This window comes from Olleya namhaensis, assembly GCF_900114005.1.
In the GTDB taxonomy this organism is placed as follows: Bacteria; Bacteroidota; Bacteroidia; order Flavobacteriales; family Flavobacteriaceae; genus Olleya; species Olleya namhaensis.
Window position 1 is genome coordinate 19,886 of the sequence record NZ_FORM01000011.1, and the last position, 23,172, is coordinate 43,057.

General features: G+C 31.3%; 24 protein-coding genes. 3 read left to right on the forward strand and 21 right to left on the reverse strand.

What is annotated here, in order from left to right:
• Positions 1 to 56: 56 nt before the first annotated feature.
• The 4 genes from BMZ09_RS14730 to pheT form a co-directional block, all read right to left on the reverse strand.
• On the reverse strand, positions 57 to 281 hold the full coding sequence (locus BMZ09_RS14730; RefSeq protein ID WP_090842018.1) for a putative signal transducing protein: 225 nt from the start codon (positions 279 to 281) through the stop codon (positions 57 to 59).
• Positions 282 to 447: 166 nt separating this feature from the next.
• Positions 448 to 645, reverse strand: a complete 198-nt coding sequence (locus BMZ09_RS14735) for a hypothetical protein (RefSeq protein WP_090842020.1) — start codon at positions 643 to 645, stop codon at positions 448 to 450.
• A 12-nt stretch (positions 646 to 657) separates the two neighbouring features.
• Positions 658 to 867, reverse strand: coding sequence for a hypothetical protein (locus tag BMZ09_RS14740; protein WP_090842022.1), 210 nt, complete (start codon positions 865 to 867; stop codon positions 658 to 660).
• Positions 868 to 869: 2 nt separating this feature from the next.
• Positions 870 to 3,299: a phenylalanine--tRNA ligase subunit beta gene (gene pheT / locus BMZ09_RS14745; protein ID WP_090842024.1), complete on the reverse strand. Its 2,430-nt coding sequence runs from the start codon at positions 3,297 to 3,299 to the stop codon at positions 870 to 872.
• 252 nt (positions 3,300 to 3,551) lie between these two features.
• Here pheT and BMZ09_RS14750 point away from each other — a divergent pair, with 252 nt between their 5' ends.
• From BMZ09_RS14750 to BMZ09_RS14760, 3 genes are all read left to right on the forward strand, one after another.
• The gene (locus BMZ09_RS14750; RefSeq protein WP_090842027.1) at positions 3,552 to 3,755 is read left to right on the forward strand and encodes a hypothetical protein; all 204 of its coding nucleotides are present in this window, start codon (positions 3,552 to 3,554) and stop codon (positions 3,753 to 3,755) included.
• Between the two features lies 1 nt (position 3,756).
• Positions 3,757 to 4,515, forward strand: coding sequence for a hypothetical protein (locus tag BMZ09_RS14755; protein ID WP_090842029.1), 759 nt, complete (start codon positions 3,757 to 3,759; stop codon positions 4,513 to 4,515).
• A gap of 108 nt (positions 4,516 to 4,623) precedes the next feature.
• Positions 4,624 to 5,832 carry a TlpA disulfide reductase family protein gene (locus BMZ09_RS14760; RefSeq protein WP_090842141.1) on the forward strand — a complete coding sequence of 403 codons (1,209 nt, stop codon included), beginning with the start codon at positions 4,624 to 4,626 and terminating at the stop codon, positions 5,830 to 5,832.
• 83 nt (positions 5,833 to 5,915) lie between these two features.
• On the opposite strand, the gene BMZ09_RS14765 is transcribed toward BMZ09_RS14760, so the two are convergent.
• The 17 genes from BMZ09_RS14765 to BMZ09_RS14845 all read right to left on the reverse strand — a co-directional run bounded on the left by BMZ09_RS14765 (position 5,916) and on the right by BMZ09_RS14845 (position 23,169).
• Entirely contained in the window at positions 5,916 to 6,560 is a 645-nt protein-coding gene (locus tag BMZ09_RS14765) for an SLATT domain-containing protein (RefSeq protein WP_090842031.1), read from the reverse strand.
• A gap of 121 nt (positions 6,561 to 6,681) precedes the next feature.
• The gene (locus BMZ09_RS14770; protein WP_090842033.1) at positions 6,682 to 8,928 is read right to left on the reverse strand and encodes a DEAD/DEAH box helicase; all 2,247 of its coding nucleotides are present in this window, start codon (positions 8,926 to 8,928) and stop codon (positions 6,682 to 6,684) included.
• Positions 8,925 to 9,863: a HamA C-terminal domain-containing protein gene (locus BMZ09_RS14775; RefSeq protein ID WP_090842035.1), complete on the reverse strand. Its 939-nt coding sequence runs from the start codon at positions 9,861 to 9,863 to the stop codon at positions 8,925 to 8,927. The genes BMZ09_RS14770 and BMZ09_RS14775 overlap by 4 nt, the downstream gene beginning before the upstream one ends.
• A gap of 130 nt (positions 9,864 to 9,993) precedes the next feature.
• On the reverse strand, positions 9,994 to 10,527 hold the full coding sequence (locus BMZ09_RS14780) for a hypothetical protein (RefSeq protein WP_090842037.1): 534 nt from the start codon (positions 10,525 to 10,527) through the stop codon (positions 9,994 to 9,996).
• 405 nt (positions 10,528 to 10,932) lie between these two features.
• Complete coding sequence (locus tag BMZ09_RS14785; RefSeq protein ID WP_090842039.1) at positions 10,933 to 11,343, reverse strand: hypothetical protein; 411 nt, start codon at positions 11,341 to 11,343, stop codon at positions 10,933 to 10,935.
• Between the two features lie 267 nt (positions 11,344 to 11,610).
• A complete protein-coding gene (locus tag BMZ09_RS14790) occupies positions 11,611 to 12,837 on the reverse strand; it encodes an autotransporter outer membrane beta-barrel domain-containing protein (RefSeq protein ID WP_090842040.1) in 1,227 nt (408 codons plus the stop codon).
• 78 nt (positions 12,838 to 12,915) lie between these two features.
• The gene (locus BMZ09_RS14795) at positions 12,916 to 13,278 is read right to left on the reverse strand and encodes a hypothetical protein (RefSeq protein WP_090842042.1); all 363 of its coding nucleotides are present in this window, start codon (positions 13,276 to 13,278) and stop codon (positions 12,916 to 12,918) included.
• An 83-nt stretch (positions 13,279 to 13,361) separates the two neighbouring features.
• On the reverse strand, positions 13,362 to 13,781 hold the full coding sequence (locus BMZ09_RS14800; RefSeq protein ID WP_090842044.1) for a hypothetical protein: 420 nt from the start codon (positions 13,779 to 13,781) through the stop codon (positions 13,362 to 13,364).
• A gap of 11 nt (positions 13,782 to 13,792) precedes the next feature.
• Positions 13,793 to 14,170: a VF530 family protein gene (locus BMZ09_RS14805; RefSeq protein WP_090842046.1), complete on the reverse strand. Its 378-nt coding sequence runs from the start codon at positions 14,168 to 14,170 to the stop codon at positions 13,793 to 13,795.
• 97 nt (positions 14,171 to 14,267) lie between these two features.
• Positions 14,268 to 15,926, reverse strand: a complete 1,659-nt coding sequence (locus tag BMZ09_RS14810; protein ID WP_177183549.1) for an erythromycin esterase family protein — start codon at positions 15,924 to 15,926, stop codon at positions 14,268 to 14,270.
• Positions 15,927 to 16,111: 185 nt separating this feature from the next.
• Positions 16,112 to 16,534: a hypothetical protein gene (locus tag BMZ09_RS14815; RefSeq protein ID WP_090842049.1), complete on the reverse strand. Its 423-nt coding sequence runs from the start codon at positions 16,532 to 16,534 to the stop codon at positions 16,112 to 16,114.
• 128 nt (positions 16,535 to 16,662) lie between these two features.
• Positions 16,663 to 17,235, reverse strand: coding sequence for a hypothetical protein (locus BMZ09_RS14820; RefSeq protein WP_090842051.1), 573 nt, complete (start codon positions 17,233 to 17,235; stop codon positions 16,663 to 16,665).
• Between the two features lie 90 nt (positions 17,236 to 17,325).
• Positions 17,326 to 18,435 carry a serine hydrolase domain-containing protein gene (locus BMZ09_RS14825; protein ID WP_090842053.1) on the reverse strand — a complete coding sequence of 370 codons (1,110 nt, stop codon included), beginning with the start codon at positions 18,433 to 18,435 and terminating at the stop codon, positions 17,326 to 17,328.
• A 134-nt stretch (positions 18,436 to 18,569) separates the two neighbouring features.
• A complete protein-coding gene (gene thiD, locus BMZ09_RS14830; protein WP_090842055.1) occupies positions 18,570 to 19,382 on the reverse strand; it encodes a bifunctional hydroxymethylpyrimidine kinase/phosphomethylpyrimidine kinase in 813 nt (270 codons plus the stop codon).
• On the reverse strand, positions 19,370 to 20,023 hold the full coding sequence (tenA, locus tag BMZ09_RS14835) for a thiaminase II (protein WP_090842057.1): 654 nt from the start codon (positions 20,021 to 20,023) through the stop codon (positions 19,370 to 19,372). The genes thiD and tenA overlap by 13 nt, the downstream gene beginning before the upstream one ends.
• Positions 20,024 to 20,093: 70 nt before the next feature.
• Entirely contained in the window at positions 20,094 to 20,675 is a 582-nt protein-coding gene (miaE, locus tag BMZ09_RS14840) for a MiaE family protein (RefSeq protein ID WP_090842059.1), read from the reverse strand.
• A gap of 1,423 nt (positions 20,676 to 22,098) precedes the next feature.
• Positions 22,099 to 23,169 carry a flavin monoamine oxidase family protein gene (locus tag BMZ09_RS14845; RefSeq protein ID WP_090842060.1) on the reverse strand — a complete coding sequence of 357 codons (1,071 nt, stop codon included), beginning with the start codon at positions 23,167 to 23,169 and terminating at the stop codon, positions 22,099 to 22,101.
• Positions 23,170 to 23,172: the final 3 nt, after the last annotated feature.

A 23,172-nucleotide genomic window follows, 5' to 3' on the forward strand; every position in this document is an offset into this window, starting at 1 on the left:
CATAAAAAAAGCCTTCCATGAAAATGGAAGGCTTTTTTATATCAAAACAGTATGTCTTAAGCTTCTGTTTCGTTATTTATAGATTCAATAATAGGTAAAGCTTTGTCTACTTCACTTTCGTGAACAAAAACCTCCGGTAATCTAGCACCTGCAAATCCGCTTAATCTACCAGATTCGTTTTCATCTTTAATTACGGGATTGATACCTATGTCTTCTAATCGGGTTTTTATTAATTGTACAATAATAAAATTGCCTTCAAATATTTTTACGTAGTCTGTCATAGCTTATAATTTAAGTGGTTACTTAAATATACAACTATTTCAAATACTATTAGAATAAATAAAAGCTATGATTTTGTTAAAAAGTAACGTTTGCTAATAAATGTTTGTAAAACAAAAAAGCCTTCCATGTAAGTAGAAGGCTTTTTAAAAGTGTTGTATTATTGTCTTACTCTTGTTTTTTTAATTGTGTAAAATTATAGAGCGCATAAATACCATAACCAATAGACGCAAATGCGATTACTAATCTAAACGTGTTTAAGGTTGGATTAGCGGTATAATGTTGATACAGTCTAAAACCTCCAAAACCTAATAGTAAAAGGCCTGTAAATAAATTGTAGTATTTATTATTTCTTAATGATTCCATAATTTAGAGTATTTACGCTTGTTCTTCTTTTAATTTTTTAAAATACGTATAAATGGCATAAATACCATATCCAAAAAACACTAAAGCTATTACAAGCCTTATTGGACTGGACGCTGCTTCAGTACCTAATGTTAGATATTGATACAGTCTATAAAAGCCAAAGGCTAAAAATATAATACCAGATATTAAATTAGTGATATTCTTTTTAAAAATAGATGCCATAATTATCTTAATTCTGCTCCAAGCTGACGTTCAAAATTATTCTGTAATTTATTCATTATTTTGTCAACTACTTTATCTGTTAATGTTTGACGCTCGTCCATAAACGTAAAGCTTAAGGCATAACTTTTCTTACCGTTTGGTAAGTTTTTACCTTGATACACATCAAACAAATTAACACTTTTAAGTAATTGCTTTTCTGTTTTTTTAGCAATAGCTTGTAAACTTTCAAACGTAACGTTATCATCTAAAAGTAACGCAAAATCACGTCTTACTTCTGGGTATTTTGGAATAGCTGTAAACTTAATTTTATTACGTTTAGCAACTTCAATAATAGTGTCCCATTTAAAATCTGCATAAAACACTTCTTGTGTAATGTCAAAATGCTTCGCTATTTTAGATTTTAATACACCAAAATTAACTAGCGTATCTCTACCAATACTTAATTGTAAGCCTTCAGAAAACACATCGCTTTTTGTAGCACTTTCTTGGTATCGTGTAATACCTAAACGTTCTAGCAAACTAGCAATGCTTCCTTTTAATAAAAAGAAATTTGTTTTTGCCTGTGGTACATTAGACCAGCTTTCTTCGGTTTTAAAACCAGTAATAAATAAGGATAAATGTTTGTATTCTTCACGCGTACCATTGTAATCGTGATACGTTTTTCCAAATTCGAAAAACTTTAAATTAGACTGACGTCTATTAATATTATGACTTAAAGCTTCTAATCCAGAAAATAATAAACTTTGACGCATAACACCTAAATCCTGACTTAACGGGTTTAGCATTTCTACGTTATGTTCCGTTTTTAACTCATCAGATAACGCTAAGTAATTAGCACTTGTTAAAGAGTTTGCCATGATCTCAAACCAACCTTGAGCAGCTAATTGATTACCAACTACGTTTTGTAATTTGTAATCTTCAAATCTAGATGCGTTAGAGATTGAAGCATTTAATTTAGAGCTTGTTTCGATATTATTATATCCAAAAACTCTTAATATTTCTTCAATAACATCTGCTTCTCTTGTTACATCGTTTCTAAACGCAGGAATAGTTAATCCTAAACCTGTTTCTGTAACGCTGTTTATTTTTATATCTAAAGAGGTTAGAATAGATTTTATAGTTTCGGTAGGGATTTCTTGACCAATTAGTTTAGTCACCTTATCAAAACTTAATCTAACCTGAAAATCTTCAATTTTATTCGGGTATACATCTACAATATCGCTAGTAATTTCTCCTCCAGCAATTTCTTGTATTAATAAAGCCGCACGTTTTAAAGCGTATTCTGTAATTTTTGGATCAATACCTCGTTCAAATCTAAAAGAAGCATCTGTATTTAAACCATGACGTTTCGCAGTTTTACGCACGCTAACAGGATTAAAATAAGCACTTTCTAAAAATATATTTGTAGTATGTTCTGTTACACCAGAATCAATTCCTCCAAAAACACCTGCAATACACATTGGTTTTTCAGCATTACAAATCATTAAATCGTCTTCGTGTAACTCACGCTCCACACCATCTAATGTTGTAAATTTTGTACCTGTAGATACTGTTTTTACCTCAATTTTATTTCCGGTAACTTTATTAGCATCAAAAGCATGTAACGGTTGCCCTAAATCATGCAATACATAATTAGTAGCATCTACCACGTTATTTATTGGAGACAATCCAATCGCTTTAATTCTATTTTTTAACCACTCTGGAGACTCGTCTACTTTTAAACCAGAAATTGTGACACCGCAATATCTTGGGGCTAACTCTTTATTAAGGACGTCAACATCAATTTTTAATGTTCTGCTATCTACATGAAATGCACTAACGCTTGGCGTAATCAATTCCACATTAATTCCTTTTTGTTGTAAACCGGCTTTTAGATCTCTGGCAGTACCAAAATGACTCATCGCATCGGCACGGTTTGGAGTTAAACCAATTTCAAATACCTGATCATTTTCTACATCAAATAAATCTGCACAAGGTGTACCAATAATAGTGTCTTCTGGTAATACAAGGATACCGTCATGAGATTTACCAAGACCTAACTCGTCCTCAGCACAAATCATTCCGTGACTTTCTTCACCTCTAATCTTACCTTTTTTAATGGTCCAAGCTTCACCTTCTTCAGTATATAAAGTCGTTCCGATAGTAGCAACAGGTACTTTTTGTCCAGCAGCAACATTTGGTGCACCACATACAATTTGTATTGGTTGCTCTTGTCCAATGTTAACAGTGGTAACTTTAAGCTTGTCTGCATTGCTATGTTGCACGCAAGTTAATACCTCGCCAACAACAACACCTTCTAAGCCACCTTTTACACTTTGGTATAGGTCTAAACCTTCTACTTCAAGTCCTAAATCTGTAAGTAATTCGCTAGTTTGTTCTGGAGACCAATCGGTTTTAATAAATTGTTTAATCCAGTTGTAAGAAATCTTCATTTATCTACTAATTAAGACCACAAATATAACAATACTTAGTAGTTTTTACATTTTAAAAACGGGCTTTTATTTCATTTTTTAAACAAGGATTTATTTAGGGCTTTCAGACAAAAAGTTTAAATTATTACGCATTACAACTTATAAATATGTATTTTGTCTATTATTAGTCCGTTAGTGCTAGGTGGTCTAATCTAATTGTGTGCGTTTGTACGTATCATTATAAAGTTATAAATCATTAAATCAAAACGTATTATGAAAACTATTTTTAAAATAGCATTAGTAGTTCTGCTATTTTCAGTAACCTCTTGTAGAGACACAAAAAAGGATGAAGCGACTATTAAAGCAACAGAGCAAATAGAAACTATTGAAGTAGAAACAGATAGCATTGTAGATAAATTAGATCAAGATGCTGAAGATTTAGAACACGAATTAGATCAACTTGAAAACGAAGATTAAAATGAAACATTTAAAAGTAATAGTAATATGTGCCGGATTATTTATGTTTGGTGCTCAAGATACTTTAGTAGCGCAAGAAGTAACTAAGGATAAGTTAGAGCAAAAGGCAAACGGTAAAAAGGCCGAAATGAAAGCCAAAAAAGACGCGCGTAAAGCCGAAATGAAGGCGGGGAAATCTGAGGCTAAAGCCGAAATGAAAGCACGTAAAGAAGAAATGACAGCTGGTAAAGCGGAATTAAATGATAAACGTGAGGCTTTAAAAGAAGAAAGAACTGAACTTAAAAGCGAATTGAAAGACAAACGTAACGCGTTAAAAGATGAAATGAAAAACGCTACTGCTGAAGAAAAAGCAGAACTTAAAGGCGCAATGAAAGAGCAAAACATGGCAAAACGTGTTAGTGTAATCAAAAAAAGAGAAGCACTAAAAGCAGAGCGTGAAGCTTTTAAAGGTGATAAAGAAGCCTATAAAAAGCAACGTTTAGAGCAGGTTAAAGCCAAAATGGATAAAAGCAATGCTAAACTTAATAGAAGTGACGCGTTAATTGTAGAAGGAAAAGCAAGATTAACACAAGCAAAAGCTAAATTAGAGCAGCAAAAAGCAGAAGGTAAAGTGTCTGAAGAGCAAATTGCAAAACGTGAAGCCCTATTTAAAAGAATAGAAGCTAAATTAACAAAGCATGATGCAGCTGTTAAAAGTACTAAAGAGCAGATTGAAAAAAGAAAAGCAACAATCTCTAAGTTAGAGACAGTAAAAGAGTAATTTTTACACCAAATAATATTTAAAAAGACATTGTTAACGCAATGTCTTTTTTTTTGTAAGTATTTTGGCGATATTACGATTATTATAAAAAAAAACATAAAGATTACCATGCGTTATATTTCTCTTTTATTGATTGCTATTTCCCTTTTTTCTTGCGATAAAAATGATACCGAATTCCTGACTTTTGGAACCTACAGAGCAGAGTTAACCGTTAGTGATACAGAAACGTTACCTTTTACCTTTAAAGTAAAAGATGCTAATACTTTGGAGATTTATAATGCGGAAGAAGTTATTGAAGTGGATGAGATCCAGTATAAAAACGACTCAGTTTATATCAAACTACCTGTTTTTGAAGGACAGTTAATAGCAAAAATTAAAGATCAAACTTTAAACGGACGTTTTGTTGTAGCAGAAAAAGGGCGTCAACAAGCCTTTACAGCTTCTAAAAATAAAACCAGATTTGATAGTAACGCTAAAGCGGAAACTAATATTACTGGAAACTGGCAAACGGTATTTAGTCCAGATACTGAAGCAGATACATACGTCGCAAAAGGCGTTTTTAAACAAGAGAATAATATAGTAACAGGTACTTTTTTGACTGAAACTGGTGATTACCGTTACCTAGAAGGTGTTGTAAATGGTAACCAATTACAACTGTCTACCTTTGATGGTGCACATGCCTTTTTATTTACCGGAACCGTTACAGATAGTACTATAAATGGATATTTTTATTCTGGAAACCACTGGAAAGAACCTTTTACTGCCAAACGTAATGCTAATTACCAGTTGCAAAGTGCCGAAGCTTTAACCTATTTAAAAGACGGTTATGATACGCTAGCCTTTAGTTTTCCTGATGCAGATGGAAACACCATCTCATTAACAGATAATCAGTTTAAAAATAAAGTAACCGTTGTACAAATAATGGGGACGTGGTGTCCTAATTGTTTAGACGAAAGTAAGTACTACACACAGTATTATAACGCTAATAAATCAAAGGACATACAATTTGTAGCTTTGGCGTTTGAGTACGCTAAAACCGAAGCTAAAGCCTTTAGTTTTATTAAACGTTTACAAGACCGATTAAATATTACCTACCCAATACTATTAGCGCAAACAGGGACAACAAGTAAGTCTAAAGCTAATGAGAAACTACCAATGTTAAACCATGTATTAAGTTACCCAACCTCAATATTTATTGACAAAAAAGGAAAAGTACGTAAAATACATACCGGTTTTAATGGACCGGCAACAGGCGAAAAATTTACACAGTTTAAAACGGAGTTTACTGCGTTTATGGATTTGTTATTAGCAGAGTAGGGGATTAATAGTTTGTTTTTGGTTTGTTGACTTTGGTTTATATCATGTTTGTAAATAGTAACTTATTGTTATTAATGAAATTACTAAATATTTTTTATTAATAATCCAATTATAATTATTGGTGGAATAATTATTAGCAAATGATAAATAGCTCCTGTCTTCAAATAATAGTCTGTTTTTATTTTATAAACGTCAAATTTGTTTAATTCGTGATATTCCGCTTTTGATGCTTTAAACATATTATGGTCAATTGGTTGATGGTTTTCATGTCGTTCTAAAATTCTTTCATATTTTCCTGAAATTTTTTCAGCGAATTTCCTTTTATCTTTTAAATTTGGTTTATCCGTTAAGGTTTTAAAAATTCTCAAATCATTATATAAATTTGAAAGCTCAAGACCACAATTATGAAATTGTTTTGATTTTGTACTAAAATCTTTAGCATTTTCAATTTGTCCGAAAACAAGAAGCAAGATAGAAAGACAGGTTATCGAATAAGCAATTAGATTTTCATCAATATTGTTTGTGGAATAAATATTATAAACGGATAATAAGCCAACTGCAATCAAATAAACGGATAGCATGCTTTGGCATAAGTTCGATAATTCCGCAATTTTTAAGAGTCTTTTGTTTGCATTAAATCTGCTCCCTTTTGTTGACCAGACCTTATAATTTAATTCTTCAAGGAATGTTTTGTCTAAATAGTCTTTAAATGATTTTTTGTTTTCCAATGGTAGCTTGTTTATTTTAGAAATCTAGTTTATTAAATTAAATATTAGTGTTAAACCTGAGGGGATTTGTTCATTCCGGTTAAGACTAGAGATTAATTATTTATAGTGCTTAGCAACGTTTTTAAGTTTCCCTCAATTTATTTCTTTCATATTCAATAAAGCTAGAATTTTCATATAATTTATTTTCTCTAATTGATTTAATTATTTCATCTTGTTGCATACTAGATGGAATTAATTTCTCTAATTTTCTAATTGCAGAACTCGGGATCCCGAATTCTGATAAGATTGCAAGGTTTTCTCTTAGAAATTCATTTTCAATTAAATTGGTGTAGTAATTATAATTTCCAGCTCTAAGTCCCTTTTCATTGCATACAAATTCTTGAATAGAATTAATCACAGATAACCATTTCGGAATTTTATATTGAAACCAGTGTTTTTGTATTTGAAAATTGGTCATTATGACTTCCTCCATAATTTCTAATTCATTTTTAGTTCTATAACGCTTCCCTAAAGACATTTTATATTTAACTAAATCATTGCTGTCATTGTTTTTGTGTAAGTTGTAATATTCTACACATTCTATTATATTTTGAATATCAGAGTTTATTAGACGTCTTAGATTTTGATGTAAACCATAATTGAATGTTTTATGAACTAATTTACCAATACCAAGTGATTTTGATTCTCCTTTTTTCATTAAGAATTTCCAACCAAGATTTAGACAATACTTTAACTGTTCATAACTAGGGGTTGTTGTCCAAGTTATTAAATTATAATCGGAAACAATATCCTCTCTTATGGTTTCAATAATATTTCTTTGACCATTGACTTGAACTCCATTTTTTTTGATTACTTCTTTTTCATTTTGAGGTATTTGTTTGATTCTATTATATTGCTCTGATCTTGTGTCTTTTATTTCTGCTTCTTCTAGATTAATTAAAACTTCATCAGAAATTGGATTTTGTTCAAAAAAGGGAATATCAATGATTACTTGCTCATTTGGGGGAACAGGGTTGAAATTGAATATTGTTCCAGTGTAATGAATCATCAACCTTCCAGCGCGACCTTTTATATTAGAGTAATCGAAATAATCAATTAGTGTATTATGGCCTTTTGTTTTATCAAAAAATATTATGTTTTTAGCACTAGTATTTACACCTTCAATAATAGTTGTGGTACAAAAAAGATAATTTAAATTTCCGTTATTAAAGTAGTCAATGACAGAGGATGTTATATGTTTTTGTAATGCTCCATCGTGTATTCCAATTTTATTTTGCAATAGTTTAATTAAACTCCAGTCTTTAGATATATTTTCTGTTATCCATTCAATAATGTCAAGGTCTTCAATAAGTGTGTCTTCAATTTTATTTATTAGAAACTCGCAGAACTTGCTGGAAAGATACCGAACTCTTCTAGGTGATGAACAATATATTATAGATTGATTTTGTTTGTTACTTAAAAGTAAATTAAATAAAATTTCTTCTTTATATTCTTTGAATTTTATTGGTCTGTTAAATTTTTCTTTATGTTCAGAGTATATATCAATTGTTTTAACATCAACAAGTGAAGATTTAGTTTTGTAGAAAATTGCATTGTATTTCTCTACAAATCCTTCTGAAATATTATCAATATTTGGACCTAGCAAATAGAATTTACTATTGAAAGTTTTAAGAATATAATGAAACGCATTATTTAATGAATCAGCTCTTTCATCATCTCTTTGCGAACTTAGTTTATAAAACTCATCAATTATTATAAATTCTATATTTGGAAACCCTTTGTATTCATTAACTCTTTCAGCAGTAAATAAATAGATATTTCCTTTTTCTAATGATGGTTCTTGTGAAGTTCGGACAATTATTTTGTAGTTCTCATCGTATTTCCTCAATTTACGTCTAGTTTCATCAAGTAAAGCTAAAGTAGGTTGTATAATTATTAAATTCTTGAATTTATTTGATGCTACAAATTCTTCTATCAATAGACTTTTTCCAAAACTTGTAGGCGCACTAACTACAACATTTTTATTTGAATTTAAAAGCGACAAAAGATGTTTTTGGTCTTCGTGGAGATATTTATCTAAATTATCAGAATAATGATAAACTTGACGTATTAACGAATCCGTTGAATCTAATTGTAAATTTTCTTTAGCTAAATATGGATAAAAGCCTACTGCTTCTATCAAGTCTGTTAATACATTGTTTAGAGAAGGCTCGAATTTGCCTTTATCTTCAAGAATATTTACAATGATTTTTTGAGCAGATGTCTCATTTGTAATAATTAATTGAGAACATTTTTTGTAAATATCAAAAGTTTCCTCAAAATCAAAAGATTGTTTGTTTTGAATTTCTATTAGTATTTCTTCAATCATTCTCCTAGTTTTTGAAGTAATGATAATTTATTATGCAAACCTTTAACTAATTCAATCTTATTCTGAACTGGTAATAGAACTAAAATAATATTCAATTTAGTTTTTAATGGATGATTATTATTGTCATCAAAATATTTCTTTAATTCTTTCATTTCAGATAAATATTCATTTATAAAAGTTTGGTCATTTTCATCAGAATGGTTTGTAAATAAATTAGAATCGAAAGTGCATAATAGGGGGATATTTATAGAATCTAGTTGGTCTATTAATTTTGTTGATTTACTCATTAAATCTATCCAATAATCCTTTTCAGGTATATTATCGAAGTGTTTTAGCTTTTTTGAGACGATTAAAAATTCATTATTGAGATAATCACTTTGAAAATGCTCTTCTATATCTTGTATTAACGCCTTAATTCCTATTTTTCCATTTTTATACAACTTTGATTCTCCTAACCATAAAGTTTTTGTGTTTGGTTCTATATGAACTGCGTCAAATCCGTGCACAACAGCCCCAAAAGAATCTTTAAAGTATATTTTAGATAATAGCGGGATTGTATTGTGGAAATCTCTTAATAGTAAGTGTAAAATCAATTCTCCGAATTCCCCTCTTCTCAAATATTTATCCTTTAAGTCATCAGTGATTGAACCATCATTATCGTAAATATCTTTTACTTTTTGAAAAACATCAATTTTATAGATGGATTGTGCAGCCTCTGTTAATCTGGCTAAGATTTCATTATTTGACGTTTCTTCTCCTTCATGGAACCCAAATGCAAATTCATAGATTACATCAGAAAGTTTATTTATTAAAGGTTTGATTCGATATTTTGATTCTCCATTGTTATCAATGTCAAAACCGACTAAAAAGGTGCTTAATTCAGATTCATTTATTTTATGAACAATTATTTTTTCTGAGTTAAATGGTGTGCTCATAAGTTTGTTTGTGATTGGTTACGGATCGGAGTATTTAGATTAATAAGTAAATTAAAGATAGAAAATCTGCATGTAAGTTTTTAATAAAGATTTAATCAGTAATTTATTATACTTACTATTGTATGATGTTTTAGTTTTTCAAATCTATCATTTTCGTATAAAGTTTTTGCTCTCCACTTTTTACTAATTTCAGAAAAATACCCATCGATTCGATTGTTTCTCCCATAAAACTATTCTCGATAATATATTTCCATTCACCATTTTTAAAAATGTAGTGATATCCACCTCCTGTTCCTTGTCTTTCCGTTATTCCGTTATAAATAATTAAATCAGGTTTTTCAGATGTAGACTTTGGTTTATTCCATGAAATGTATCGTAGATCATCATTTTTTAATTGGTCAATTTTAATAATAAATTTTTTATTCTCACAATGAATTAAATTCCTGCGGACTGCGGATTCTAATTCAATTAAATTTTGCTTTTCTTCAATTTTTTTATATTCAGCTGTAATATTTTCTTTTAATTTTAACTCTTTTTTAGTAAGGTTAAGTTCTTTTTGTAGCAGTTCTTTTTCTTTCTCTAATAAGGCGTCTTTCTTATCGGAATTATTACATGATAATAATCCTAGAATTATAAATAAAAAGGCAAAATTTAATTTTTTCATGTTATTTTTAGTTTAAACGGTCTCAATTATTTTTACAATTACTCATATTCTTTTTATTAAATAGTTGTAGCAACCTTTATCTTGTATAACAACTTTACAAGTTGTTTTATTATAGCTATTAATATAAAGTATTGCGGTCGTCTATTTGCGTTTAGGATACATGCAGTAAACAAATACTAACCTTAAATAAAAAGTGTAATTATTTGGTTTGGTTGTTTGACACGAAGTTAATTTTTTAAATTCAAAAACCGAATGATATTAAATTTAAATTTGGGTCACTTATTAACAAATAATGCCCGTTTTATAAACAATAGGCGTTAGGGGTTTCTTAGAACTTGGATTAACTTGTAATTGTAAAATGGGAGTTCAGTTTTTTTTATTGATAGTCTAGCTTGTTCTATAGGCTTACGCACTATTTTTGTTTTTTATTAAACCAATAAAGACATAGGTGAAAAATAGAAAAAATAACCAATCATTTATGCCATAAATGGAATAAAATATTCCAGCCATGACATCTTTTTCAAAAACATCTGAAATACTATTGTTAAGGATCCAATTAATCCAAACAAAGCCATAAATGAATTTTTCAATAGAAAATATGGCAATTAAGTATTTTACATTTTTATACTTTTTTGAAACAGAAATATAGGCTAATCCCCAAATAAAAATCATTAACAATCCAAAATTAGACATTACTTGAGCGTCAAATTCAGGTATTGTCGTATTTGTAAAGAATCTTGAAAATATTAACACAGAACTATTCATTAATCCAGCAATAATAAATCCGGTTGTGATCGTTTTGTTTTTTAAATTCATTTTTGTTTTTTTAGCAATAATAAACTTAAGATAATCAATATTAAGTAGATGTCTATTTTAATACTATTTTGTAAAGTAATTGCTGAGCTGTAATTTATCTGACACTATTTTTTTTAGTTTTTATTTTTTATTAATGTTCCCTTTTGACAAGAAAACATATTAAAAATAATTAGTAAAATTATTATCTGTCGCATTAGTCAGATTGTTATTATTGGTTTTATGTTTTGCCAATATGACGTTTAAATAGTTGTTTTTATATGTTAGTTTTTAGAATAATGAATACCCAAATACTATTGATAATGGATTATATTTAGATTCCCATATTAAAGAGTCTTTCAAAAAATCACGGTTGGCTTGATATCTTATCTCTAAGCTATATTTATCATTTTGTTTGTAACCTATCCCTATAGCTGCATTACCTCTTGTTTTAATATCTATGGAACTTTCGTTTGTACCATTGTCTCTAACAAAGTCAATTGTTGATTTAGAACTTAAATCAATAATATAGGACGCATTTACGAATAATTTTGAATTATTGTTTAAAAAGAAATAATGTCTAATAGTAAAAGGGACTTCAATTGAACTGTATTTTACATTTGCTATTAATGTGCCCGCTAAAAACTCATTTTGTTTGGTTCTTTTTTCTGATTTGTAACTTTGGTAGGTTGGCTCAATTGCTATTGCCCATTTGTTTTTATTAAATGGTAAAATGTATTCTGCTTCTATTCCAAAACCTAGACTTATTTTGTTTCCAAAATCAGTGTTGTAGGTATCGGATGTGGAATTTTGTATTGATAAAGACGAACTATTTAAACGAGGCCTGATTGTTAAATTAAAGAAATCTCTTTTTTGTTTTTGTTCAAAATTGATAAACTCTTGATTATTACAGCTATTATATTTTACAAATAAGCGGACCAATTCATTTTTTTTGTATTCTACATTTTCAATTTTACTTAGTGTAATCAGAGGGCACTTCAGATCAACTAGTAACTGTTGTTTATATCTATTATTTGTGCCTATATTATTATTGTCAGTGATTTTATATCTTTTGTAGATTAATTGTTCAATATTAGAACCATCTTTACTATAAAAGTATCTGTTTAAGTTGCTGTCAACATACTGATATAAAATAGCTTTACCTTCAACTAAAACTTTTAAAAAAAGTACTTCTTCTTCAAATATAGGATTTTTGTCCTCACTTAAATTATGGACAACCTGGCTAGATCTGTCAATATTTACAGTGCTTCGTACATATTTTGAAATATTATCAATACCAAACGCTTTAATTGAAGCAATGGTTAGCTTTTTTGGTTGGCTATTTTCTGATAGTTTATATTCAATTTCAGTTGGATTGTTTTTCCACGCAATATTCTTGATAAGACAATTAGTCTTTTGATTGGTGCTATCGATATAATAACCTTTTTCAAAAGCAATTTGCGAGTAGCAATTAAAGGTTATAAATGTTATTAATAGAAGTAAAAATTGTTTTTTCATTATTGTTTTTATTTGTAAATAGGTTTTTTGTTTTAATTTTATTTATTAAAATGTTATTAGGGCAAGGTTTTATCTAAATTACATGGCTCCAATAACAAACGGGACTTTAGCATTTTCTGAATAGTCTCTTGAAAACCCTGAGTTTTTACTTTTTAAAATGGCGCCAGTACTAATGGCATTTCCTTTAAATCCATCGTTGCAATCCACTTCTAAATTTAGTTTTTTAATTTTTCCGTTTTCCGAAAATTCCGTTTTTGAAAAATCGACTTTTATGTTTTTTACTGTTTTAAACTCTGAAGCTATTTTTATCAATTCACTTTCTGTTGTATTTTCAGTGATTACTAAAAATACTTTATCAGCATCTGTAACATATTTTGTGTTTGATTCTTTAGAACAACTTAGTATTAAAATTCCGATTAGGACTAAGGTTATCTTTTTCATTGTTTATCTTTTTCTGTTAGTGTCGAATTTCTTCTTTTTGTTACCCTTTTTGTCAAAATACTTAGAACTTGATAGGTTGTAACTTAGTTCTGTTTTTTCTCGGTTAAGGTTAGATATCTGTTTTTTCCTAATGTTATGTAATACATTGGGTATAAAAAAGCAATTGCTGGTAGTCCCATAAAAAAGGGAGCGTTTATATTAAGCACGTAGGTCAAAATATAATAAAGAAGTAGTAGCCCAAGCAATATTGGCATAATCCAAGTGCCGTATTTAAATCCACTTAAGGTTAGCATCTTAGTTTCGTCTTGGTTTAGATTTATTTCTATTTTTTGACTTCGACACCAGTCTATTTTTGCGAAAACCTCGTGTGTTCCGGTTTCTGTTGGGTATTCTTGTGTGTCACCATCGTTTATAACTCCAACCTTTTTGTTATCTATATAAATTCCGATTTCACGTGCTTTATTATTCCATTCAGAGTGTCTTTCTATAATAATTTTGGTCATTGATTATTTGTTTAAGAGTTATTCTGTTGGCGCTCTTCTACCATATCCATATACAAGTCCTCTACATGCTCTCTAGCCCAAGCGGTTCTTCGTAGAAAGCCTAAACTTGATTTCATGGTAGGGTTGTAGATAAAACAATTAATATTGGTACGATCGCCTAGATATTCCCAACCATAATGCGCTACTAGACGCTCTAAAACCTGAGCTAGCTTTACGCCATGTAATGGATGGTTTAATTGTGCCTCCGTAGCTTGTCGTCTTATACGTTTAGCCGGTTTTTCTTGATTTGACTCCTTACTATTAGCAGGATTTAAACTTGTGTTGTTGGGTTGCTCAGAAGGCTTATTTATGTCTGTTAGCTTGTTTTGTTGATCGTTTTTTATATCCATTACGGTCTATGCTTTTTTGCGCCAAGTTTTTGACTACGGATTTTTTTAATTTAGGTTTGGTAAGATGTGTTAGTAGTAGTGTGTGCTTTTGTTTTTTTTATTTAATAAGCTGTGAAGGGTTTGAATCTTTAATATAGATAAGTAGATCAAAAAAAGTATTAGGATCATTATTTAAAGATATAAATTGATAATTTGTTTCTAATGCTCCAATCGATCTTTTGACTAGTAGTTTATTAAATAAATTATTTTTCAAATAAGGATCAGTTAGCGCAGACTTACTATTTAATAAAATTGTTGGATAATTGTACTTACCCATCAAATTTTCTAATGAGGTACATTTAACAAGTTTCAAATCATTATCTGAGTCAAGTTTTTTAGTGTCTTTGTCAACTGCGGAATACTTTCCGTTTTCCAAAAGGAATCCTACATTTACATAGCGATCCTTATATTTTTCATTTAAAAAACCACCTGCGCTATTAGGTTTTTTTCGAATGTGCTGGTCGTGAGCCCAATAAATCATTTTTTCATCTGAAGCTAATTCTTTTTCAACATTCCCTATATTAAAAGCTTGTAGACTATCACGAACACTAGTGTATTTCAAGCCTTTATATTGATTTACAAAATACGATTGAGATAGTTCTCTAGCATTCATTATAATGTTTTTGTCTTGGTTCGTTTTTATTAATTCTTGAAGTATAGAGTTTGAAATTCTAATTTTATCAGATATTTCTGTACTATCTTTTTTTAATTCTTTTAATATTGTAGAAATATGCGTGTTTCGTTTTGTTCTTTCAGTTAGTATTTTAAGTGCATTTCCACCTGATTGAGAATCTACCCCAACAATTATAATTTTATTATTAGTTTTTTTGTTATAATTCTTTAGCCATATAACAAGTTCTTTAAACTCAATTGTATAATAGCTCCAAAAACCTATATTTGCTAATATCTTTTTTAAGTTTCCTTCTCCTTTTAGTATATATGTATTTAAATCTTCAGTATTTGTATAATAAGCCTCTAGAGCTATTTTTGTTACATTGTTATTTTTTATTAGAGTTTTAATTAGGTCTGATTTATAACTGTAAATTTCGCTTGTACCATGTGTGGCTTCGCCTAAGCCTATTATTCTTACTTTTGAATTTTGATTGGAAATAAAATTGGAAACCTGCTCTAAATTATTGTCTTCTATTTTAGTTATGTATTTACTTAAGGTATTAGTAACTGTATTTAATTGGTTATTGTCCTTAAAAAAAGACACGTTTTTTATGTCTTCACCATCAATTTTTAACTCAAAATTGTCAAACCAAGCTTTGCCTTTTCCTTGCATCAATCCGCTTAAAACAATAAAATTTTCGTCAGTTTTTACAACAGCAGCAAGTGTTATTTGAGTCCAGTCTTCGCTTCCTTTAAGTGTTTTTTCACCAAATTTAAATAATGGGAATGTTCCTGTGTCTTTATCTCGATGCCCCATTAATCTTAGCATTGCAATAGAATTTACGCCGTATAAAGAATCTGTTTTTACCCAAACGGACAATACAATATGAGCGTTTTTTTTAATTTTTATTGGGACTGTTAAAGATAGTGTGGCATAAGTTTTAGAATCTTGATTTAAGCCTGTTATACCAACGCTTTTTTTCCCATCAATAAATTGAGTTTCGTCTAGATCTATTTGGTAATTTTTGTCAATTAAGTATGATACATCAGATTCTGAACTTTCTAATGTGTCGAGTTCAAAGCTAAACGAATTAGAATTAAACATAGGTAAACATAACGTAGACTTGTTTTCTTGACTAAAAATTAAATTTGTAATTAATAGTGATGCTATTATTGCGATGGTTCTCATAATTACTAGTAGTATTGCGTTTTTGTAGAGGTGTGTTTTGGTTACTAATTTAATAAATAAATAGCAAGTTGGACATTGGTTTATTTGACTCAGCTATTAAATTATTTTTTAACCGTCTTAATACTAGTGTTTTTAAGGATTATATCTAGTAGTTTTTGCGTGTCAGCTTCTTGTATTTTAGTCATGTCAAAAGTGACTTTGTCTCCGTTATCTTTGGTTATAATTAGCTTTTTATCGATAAATTGGGTTGTTTCTATTGTGTTAAAACGGATGTTATTTCCTGTCCAAGAGTTAATCCTTATCATCATGTTTGCTTTATTCCATTGGACATAGTTTTTTCTCCAAAAATGGTTACTGTAATATAGTATTTGCAGACAATATCCGATTAGATTTATAGTGTTATTTGTCTTTGGGTTTTCAAATTTTATTAACTCAAATGTACCAACAAGAATAAATATTAGGGATAGCACTAAAACGGTAATCCACAGCCAGTTTTTATTATTTTCAAAGTGTATTGGCTTCATTTATTTAAATGTATTCTGTTCTTATTTTATTAGAAGAGAAAACTTACATTTTGTTACACAAAATTTAAAAAAAATCTATCGTGTAAGATGTTGAAGAAGTACTTCTGTATTTTATATTGTTTGTCATTTTAGTTTTTAATATAGACATACCAGTCCCATTGTTCAGGGTTTCCGATACCAACACTTGGTGTGTACAGAAATAGATTAATCTTACCTTGAGGATTGGAGTTTCTGAAGTTTGTTACAGCTTCTAAATTACTGATAGCATTCCAGATATTAGAGTAAGCTATAGTTTCTGGATAAAATGCCGATGGATCGTAGGCTACTATTTCAAATAAGTCAAGTTCTGGTAAGTCCAAAGTTTGAGTGGTGGTAGTAAAGGTTTCGGTTGTGTTTAATGTGTCTGGGTAAGCTCTTTCGCCAAGTCCTAACCAAATAATGGTTCCATCAAAAATCTTTTCATTCAACTCACTATAATACAATTGTATGTCTCCAAAATCTCCTGGTGGATTATATGTTGATGAAATGGTAAAGCTATCTGATTCTGAAAATGTAAGCTCTTTTCCGCCTTCAAATTGGTGAGTTAAAAAGTCGACTTTTAGTAATAGGACTTTATTGGTTTGTTCAGGAGTTACCGTGTTGTCATCCGTGTTACATGCGCAGATTAAGCTTAAGAATAAGATGTATATTATGTTTTTCATAATTAATGGTGTTATTAAATAGAAGCGCTAGCGTGCTTTTGTTTACTTTAAATTACAAAAAAAATAATACATACTTACTTATTAAGTAAATTAGTTAATTAGATTTTTAATAATCTTGTCAAAAAGCATATTTGAAGAATTATCCAAAAGTACGAGACCCGTTTTCTTTTTAGTGTTTCTTACATAATAAGTGTTTGCTGCCAGCCAGTTACCATTGTGCATAGCTGTATTGTCAGATAAAATTACCCAACCAAAACCATAGTTAGATTTTGTGCCATTATTAAGTGTCGGTTTTTTAAATGCTTCTTGTAGATTATTGACACTAATTAGTTTGTTTTTGTACCAAAACTGATCCCAAATTACAAAATCATTAATACTACTAAAAACGCCACCATCACCTGCAACTCCATCTATAAAACCGGGTTTTATTTCTCTAATTTCATTAGCAAAATCTTCAAAGCCTTCCGTTTTACCTTGAAAGGTTTTGTCTTCAGAAATTAGATTCCAAACCCTAGTGTTATTCATGCCTAAAGGGATGAAAATATTAGCTTTCATAAAGTGCTCAAAAGATTGCTTTGAAACTAATTCAATTAGTCGTGCTAAAATTATATAGTTTGTGTTGGAATATTCGTATTTATCGTTTGGCGAAAAATTAGGTTTTGGATTGTGTTTTAGAATTAGTTCTACAGCTTTCTTATTAGTTAGTATTCCGATATCCTTTTTTGTTTTTTTGGCTAAATCAATATAAGAATCGGGTATTCCTGATGTCTGGTTTAGTAAATGTCTTATAGTTACATTTTGATACGGAAAGTTTGGAATGTACTTTGACACTAGATCATCGTAATTTATCAGCGTTTTTGATTTTAGAAGCATGATGCCACTTGCTGTAAATTGTTTTGATAGTGAAGCTAATCTAAACGCAGAATTGTTGTCTAGATGTTTCGATTTACTAAAATTTGTAAAGCCATAGGTTTTAGCTAAAAGGGGTCTGTGTTCTTTGAGAATTAATATACCGCCATTAAATTTTCTTTTAGATTGTAATACCTGTATCCATTGATCAATCAATACTGTTTTTTCTTTTTGACTAGTATTTTTAGGGATGTTTAATTTAGGCACTTGAAGATAAAAAACTTTAAACCAAAGAATGAAACTGACTATTATTAGCACAAGTCCTAATATGATATAAAGTGCTATTTTCATTTATGAGGTTGGTTTTGTTTTGGGGTCACGTATTGCGTTTGTGAATATAAAATATATTCTCCAAAATACTGAATGATTTTACACTCAGTTGATAGTCATTTAACTGTATTACACTGTTGTGTGATTTAAACTTACTATAATCCAAAGTGATTTATTGGCCCATTACCTTGACCTAAAACTTTATGTTGCCCATTAAAAATAGCTTGATTTACATAATGACATCCCTTTTTTACTGCAGTTTCTAAATCATTATTTAAGCTTAAATATGTTGCAATGCTTGACGATAAGCTACAGCCAGTCCCATGCGTGTTTTTGGTTTTATACCAAGGATTGGTGATAATTACAGTATCGTCCTTGTCTAATACATATAAAACATCAGTAATGACATCTGTAGTATTATCTAAATGGCCTCCTTTAAGTAAAACTGAGGTTTGGAATGTTTGTCCAATAGTTTTAGCTGTGGCTTCTAAATTTTGTAATTGGATAGGGTGACCTATTAGTAGTTCTGCTTCCGGTATGTTTGGCGTTATTAACGTTGCTTTGGATAAAAACTGTTTTAAATCATTGATGGCAGTGTCAGTGATTAATTTGTCACCAGAAGTTGCAATCATTACTGGGTCAATAACGATGTTTTTAATATTATAAAAGTCTAATTTTTTACTTACTGCTTTAATAACTTCTGAAGAATGTAACATGCCTATTTTTGCTGCGTGACATTGTATATCGCTTAAAACAGCATCTAACTGTTTGTTGATATGTGCAATGGGCATAGGATGTATATCGGTAACGCCTGTTGTGTTTTGTGCTGTTGATGCTGTTATGACAGATGTAGCAAATCCACCGCAAGCGCTAATGCTTTTTATATCGGCTTGTATGCCTGCGCAACCACCAGAATCACTTCCTGCAATGGTTAAGACAGTGTTGTATTTAGAAGTTATATTTTCCATTGTTCTTTGTTATAGGCACTATCCCAGAATAGCCATTCTAATTTAGAGGCTTTTGTAAAGGTTACTTCCATTTTATGTAAAACGTCTTTATTTGCAGATTCAGCGTATTTATTAACTATAGCTATTGCTTGATTTACTGATGCTTCAAAAGCGGCTCCGCCATAAGTATTGATCCAATCTTGATACGGATTGTTTTGTTTGTTGGTTTGGTGCTCTAAAATATAATCTCCAATAGCTTTATAAATAGTAAAACAGGGTAGGATAGCAGCCAAGCCTTCTTCTAATGTTTGGTTGTTAATGATGCGTGTTAGGTAACTTGTGTAAAGCTCGCACGTAGGAGAGGGGACGTTGTTAAACGTAACTGATTTCATGAAAACGTGATGTAATGCGTTTTCAACAGCAATAATTCCTGTGGCAGCGTCTAAAAAAAACTGAGTCTCATTACTGTCAGAACACTTGACACCGATAGTAGCAAGATTTTTTTTGTATTCGGCTAAATATAAAGCGTCTTGATTAATATAAAACTCAAAAACGGATTGTGGTAAAGTTCCATCCATTAATTGTTTTATAAATGGTTGTTGTTTTATCGCTTCAAGTATTGGTGCTGTTTTGTGGTTAACTTGGTTGTACCAATTTGACATAGGGATTCTTTTAGTTTACGAGTTTATTTGGTTTGTAAAATGAAAACTTAAGTAAGGACTTGGATAAGGTTTACCCATGAATACCTTCACTTTTCCCATAGCTTTTTATAAGCTCGCCTTCAAACTCAACCAATTCTTGCCAGCGTTTATCCACGTCAATATCCTGACCGTATTTTCTAGCAAAAGTGATAAACGTTGTGTAGTGTCCAGCTTCGCTAACCATTAAGTCGTAGTAAAATTTAGAAAGCTCTTCGTCGTTAATGCGTTCTGACAATAGCTTAAAACGCTCGCAACTACGTGCTTCTATCATTGCGGAGAATAATAAACGATCCACCATAGACTGCAATCTGCTACCGCCTTTGTTCATAAACTTATACAGCTCGTTAACATAATGGTCTTTGCGCTCGCGACCTAATGTGTAGCCTCGCTTTTTAATAATTTCATGAACCATCTGAAAGTGTTCCAATTCTTCTTTAGCTAGCTCTAAAAGTTCTGTAACTAAATCTACTTTTTCCGAGTTATGCGTAATAATGGTAATCGCATTAGTCGCTGCTTTTTGCTCGCACCAGGCGTGGTCAGTCAAGATTTCTTCTATGTTAGACTCGGCGATAGTGACCCAACGTGGATCGGTTTCTAATTTAAGGTGAAGCATAATTGTAGTGCGCTTTTAGGTTTTGGCATTGTGCCTTTATAGGTTACACAAAGATAATTATAATTTATACTTTTAAGGTAATGTCACTTAAGTTGATTAAAGTTGTGCGTGTTTTATTGCATCGCGTCACTTCGAGTGATTTGTGAAGCATGAGCAAATAGTATCGAGAAGTTTATTTGCTAAGAAGTTCTCGACACGTCTCCTAAGGTCGCCGCACTCGAACTGACGCGATGTGCTTGCTATTGTGTGATTTCTTTTATGCAGATTTTGTTGCGTCACGTCACTTCGAGTGATTTGAGAAGCATGAACAAATTGTATCGAGAAGTGTATTTAAAAAGAGTTCTCGATACACGTCTCCTAAGGTCGCCGCACTCGAACTGACGCGATGTACTTGCTATTGTGTGATTTCTGTTATGCAGGTTTTGTTGCGTCACGTCACTTCGAGTGATTTGAGAAGCATGAACAAATTGTATCGAGAACTCTTTTTAAAAAGAATTCTCGATACACGTCTCCTAAGGTCGCTGCACTCGAGCTGACGCGATGTGCTTGCTATTGTGTGATTTCTGTTATGCAGGTTATGTTGCGTCACGTCACTTCGAGTGATTTGTAAAGCACGAGCAAATTGTATCGAGAAGCTTATTTTAAACAGAGTTCTCGATACACGTCTCCTAAGGTCGCCGCACTCGAACTGACGCGATGTGCTTGCTGTTATGTGATTTCTGTTATGCAGGTTTTGTTGCGTCACGTCACTTCGAGTGATTTGAGAAGCATGAACAAATTGTATCGAGAAGCTTATTTTAAAAAGAATTCTCGATACACGTCTCCTAAGGTCGCTGCACTCGAGCTGACGCGATGTGCTTGCTATTGTGTGATTTCTGTTATGCAGGTTATGTTGCGTCACGTCACTTCGAGTGATTTGTGAAGCATGAGCAAATAGTATCGAGAAGTGTATTTAAAAAGAGTTCTCGATACACGTCTCCTAAGGTCGCCGCACTCGAACTGACGCGATGTGTTTGCTGTTATGTGATTTCTGTTATGCAGGTTTTGTTGCGTCACGTCACTTCGAGTGATTTGTGAAGCATGAGCAAATAGTATCGAGAAGTGTATTTAAAAAGAGTTCTCGATACACGTCTCCTAAGGTTGCCGCACTCGAACTGACGCGATGTGCTTGCTATTGTGTGATTTCTGTTATGCAGGTTATGTTGAGTCACGTCACTTCGAGTGATTTGAGAAGCATGAACAAATTGTATCGAGAAGCTTATTTTAAAAAGAGTTCTCGATGCACGTCTCCTAAGGTGCCGTACTCGAATTGACGCGATGTGCTTGCTATTGTATGATTTCTGTTATGCAGGTTTTGTTGCGGTTACGTCACTTCGAGTGATTTGAGAAGCATGAACAAATTGTATCGAGAAGTAATTAAATATTAATTAATTTCCGCTTTAAGCGAATCAAAAACATGCATTGCGCTACTAACCGCAGCTTCCATTTTTCCAGAAAACACAGTACTGGTTTCTGCTCCGGCTATAAAAAGTTTTTCATTTAAATAGCGTTCTTGATAAAGCAGGTGCCCATTATTTTGCTGTGGCATTAAAAAGGTGTTCTCTGGTTTAATCGTATGTTTTTGATCAATCCAAACGCATTCTTCGTAATTCAAATACGCTAACGCTTGGTCACCATAATAGCCTTGTAATTGTTCTAAAGCTAGATTTTTACGTTGCTCTTTGTTTAAATCGCTCAAATTAGAGCTCATAAACCCACTTAACGCATAAACAGATTGCTCAGCATTAGAATGGTCGTAAAACTCTTGTAAAGGTCCTGAATTAGCATAAATCGTTCCGCTGCTTTGTGGGTGTTTCCAAAAAGGAGTTTTATAGGTAAAACCGACTCTAATTGAGTTGTGCATCCAAGTATGTGTTTTGGATAAGGTGTCTGTGATAACTTCCGGTAATTCTGGTGTTAGGCTAATGTTTTGGTTAAATAAGGCAGGAGGTAAGGTCGAAACCACATAGGTTGCATGGTAGGTCTGCTTATTTGTTTTTACTTCGAGGTATTCCGCTTTAAGCTGAATTGAAATAGCGCTAGTGTCGGTGTGTACGCTTGTTTGGTATAATTGATCTGTTAAGGTTTCAATTAGTGTTTGTGTCCCATTTTTGATGCGGTAACTTACGGAGTCATTATTAGGCAAAGACACTAATTGTGCTTGCTTACTGGGGTCTGGTTGGTAAATAGCGGTCGAACCGTAAAACTGCTCAAAAACATCAATTTGTAATGATTTTAGTAGGTTTAAAACGTTTGTTTGCTGAGGTACTAGCCATGTTGCTCCAAGATCTATTGGTGCTTCATTGGTATTACGTTTGGTTACAATGCGCCCACCAATACGTGTATTAGCTTCGATTATAGTTGTCTTTAAGTTTAGCGATTTAAGTAAATAGGCGAGTGTTAAGCCTGTTAATCCAGCGCCAATAATAAGTACGTCAGTGTTTTTTGTAGTCATAAA

Coding starts and splice junctions, on each gene's coding strand:
- BMZ09_RS14800 (WP_090842044.1), bottom strand. CDS start 13,781: ATGACCAAAATTATTATAGAAAGACACTCTGAATGGAATAATAAAGCA.
- BMZ09_RS14825 (WP_090842053.1), bottom strand. CDS start 18,435: ATGAAAATAGCACTTTATATCATATTAGGACTTGTGCTAATAATAGTC.
- BMZ09_RS14735 (WP_090842020.1), bottom strand. CDS start 645: ATGGAATCATTAAGAAATAATAAATACTACAATTTATTTACAGGCCTT.
- BMZ09_RS14730 (WP_090842018.1), bottom strand. CDS start 281: ATGACAGACTACGTAAAAATATTTGAAGGCAATTTTATTATTGTACAA.
- BMZ09_RS14805 (WP_090842046.1), bottom strand. CDS start 14,170: ATGGATATAAAAAACGATCAACAAAACAAGCTAACAGACATAAATAAG.
- BMZ09_RS14810 (WP_177183549.1), bottom strand. CDS start 15,926: ATGTTTAATTCTAATTCGTTTAGCTTTGAACTCGACACATTAGAAAGT.
- tenA (WP_090842057.1), bottom strand. CDS start 20,023: ATGTCAAATTGGTACAACCAAGTTAACCACAAAACAGCACCAATACTT.
- BMZ09_RS14750 (WP_090842027.1), top strand. CDS start 3,552: ATGAAAACTATTTTTAAAATAGCATTAGTAGTTCTGCTATTTTCAGTA.
- BMZ09_RS14760 (WP_090842141.1), top strand. CDS start 4,624: ATGCGTTATATTTCTCTTTTATTGATTGCTATTTCCCTTTTTTCTTGC.
- BMZ09_RS14775 (WP_090842035.1), bottom strand. CDS start 9,863: ATGAGCACACCATTTAACTCAGAAAAAATAATTGTTCATAAAATAAAT.
- BMZ09_RS14785 (WP_090842039.1), bottom strand. CDS start 11,343: ATGAATTTAAAAAACAAAACGATCACAACCGGATTTATTATTGCTGGA.
- BMZ09_RS14815 (WP_090842049.1), bottom strand. CDS start 16,534: ATGAAGCCAATACACTTTGAAAATAATAAAAACTGGCTGTGGATTACC.
- BMZ09_RS14740 (WP_090842022.1), bottom strand. CDS start 867: ATGGCATCTATTTTTAAAAAGAATATCACTAATTTAATATCTGGTATT.
- BMZ09_RS14820 (WP_090842051.1), bottom strand. CDS start 17,235: ATGAAAAACATAATATACATCTTATTCTTAAGCTTAATCTGCGCATGT.
- BMZ09_RS14770 (WP_090842033.1), bottom strand. CDS start 8,928: ATGATTGAAGAAATACTAATAGAAATTCAAAACAAACAATCTTTTGAT.
- thiD (WP_090842055.1), bottom strand. CDS start 19,382: ATGGAAAATATAACTTCTAAATACAACACTGTCTTAACCATTGCAGGA.
- miaE (WP_090842059.1), bottom strand. CDS start 20,675: ATGCTTCACCTTAAATTAGAAACCGATCCACGTTGGGTCACTATCGCC.
- BMZ09_RS14755 (WP_090842029.1), top strand. CDS start 3,757: ATGAAACATTTAAAAGTAATAGTAATATGTGCCGGATTATTTATGTTT.
- BMZ09_RS14790 (WP_090842040.1), bottom strand. CDS start 12,837: ATGAAAAAACAATTTTTACTTCTATTAATAACATTTATAACCTTTAAT.
- BMZ09_RS14780 (WP_090842037.1), bottom strand. CDS start 10,527: ATGAAAAAATTAAATTTTGCCTTTTTATTTATAATTCTAGGATTATTA.
- BMZ09_RS14795 (WP_090842042.1), bottom strand. CDS start 13,278: ATGAAAAAGATAACCTTAGTCCTAATCGGAATTTTAATACTAAGTTGT.
- BMZ09_RS14845 (WP_090842060.1), bottom strand. CDS start 23,169: ATGACTACAAAAAACACTGACGTACTTATTATTGGCGCTGGATTAACA.
- pheT (WP_090842024.1), bottom strand. CDS start 3,299: ATGAAGATTTCTTACAACTGGATTAAACAATTTATTAAAACCGATTGG.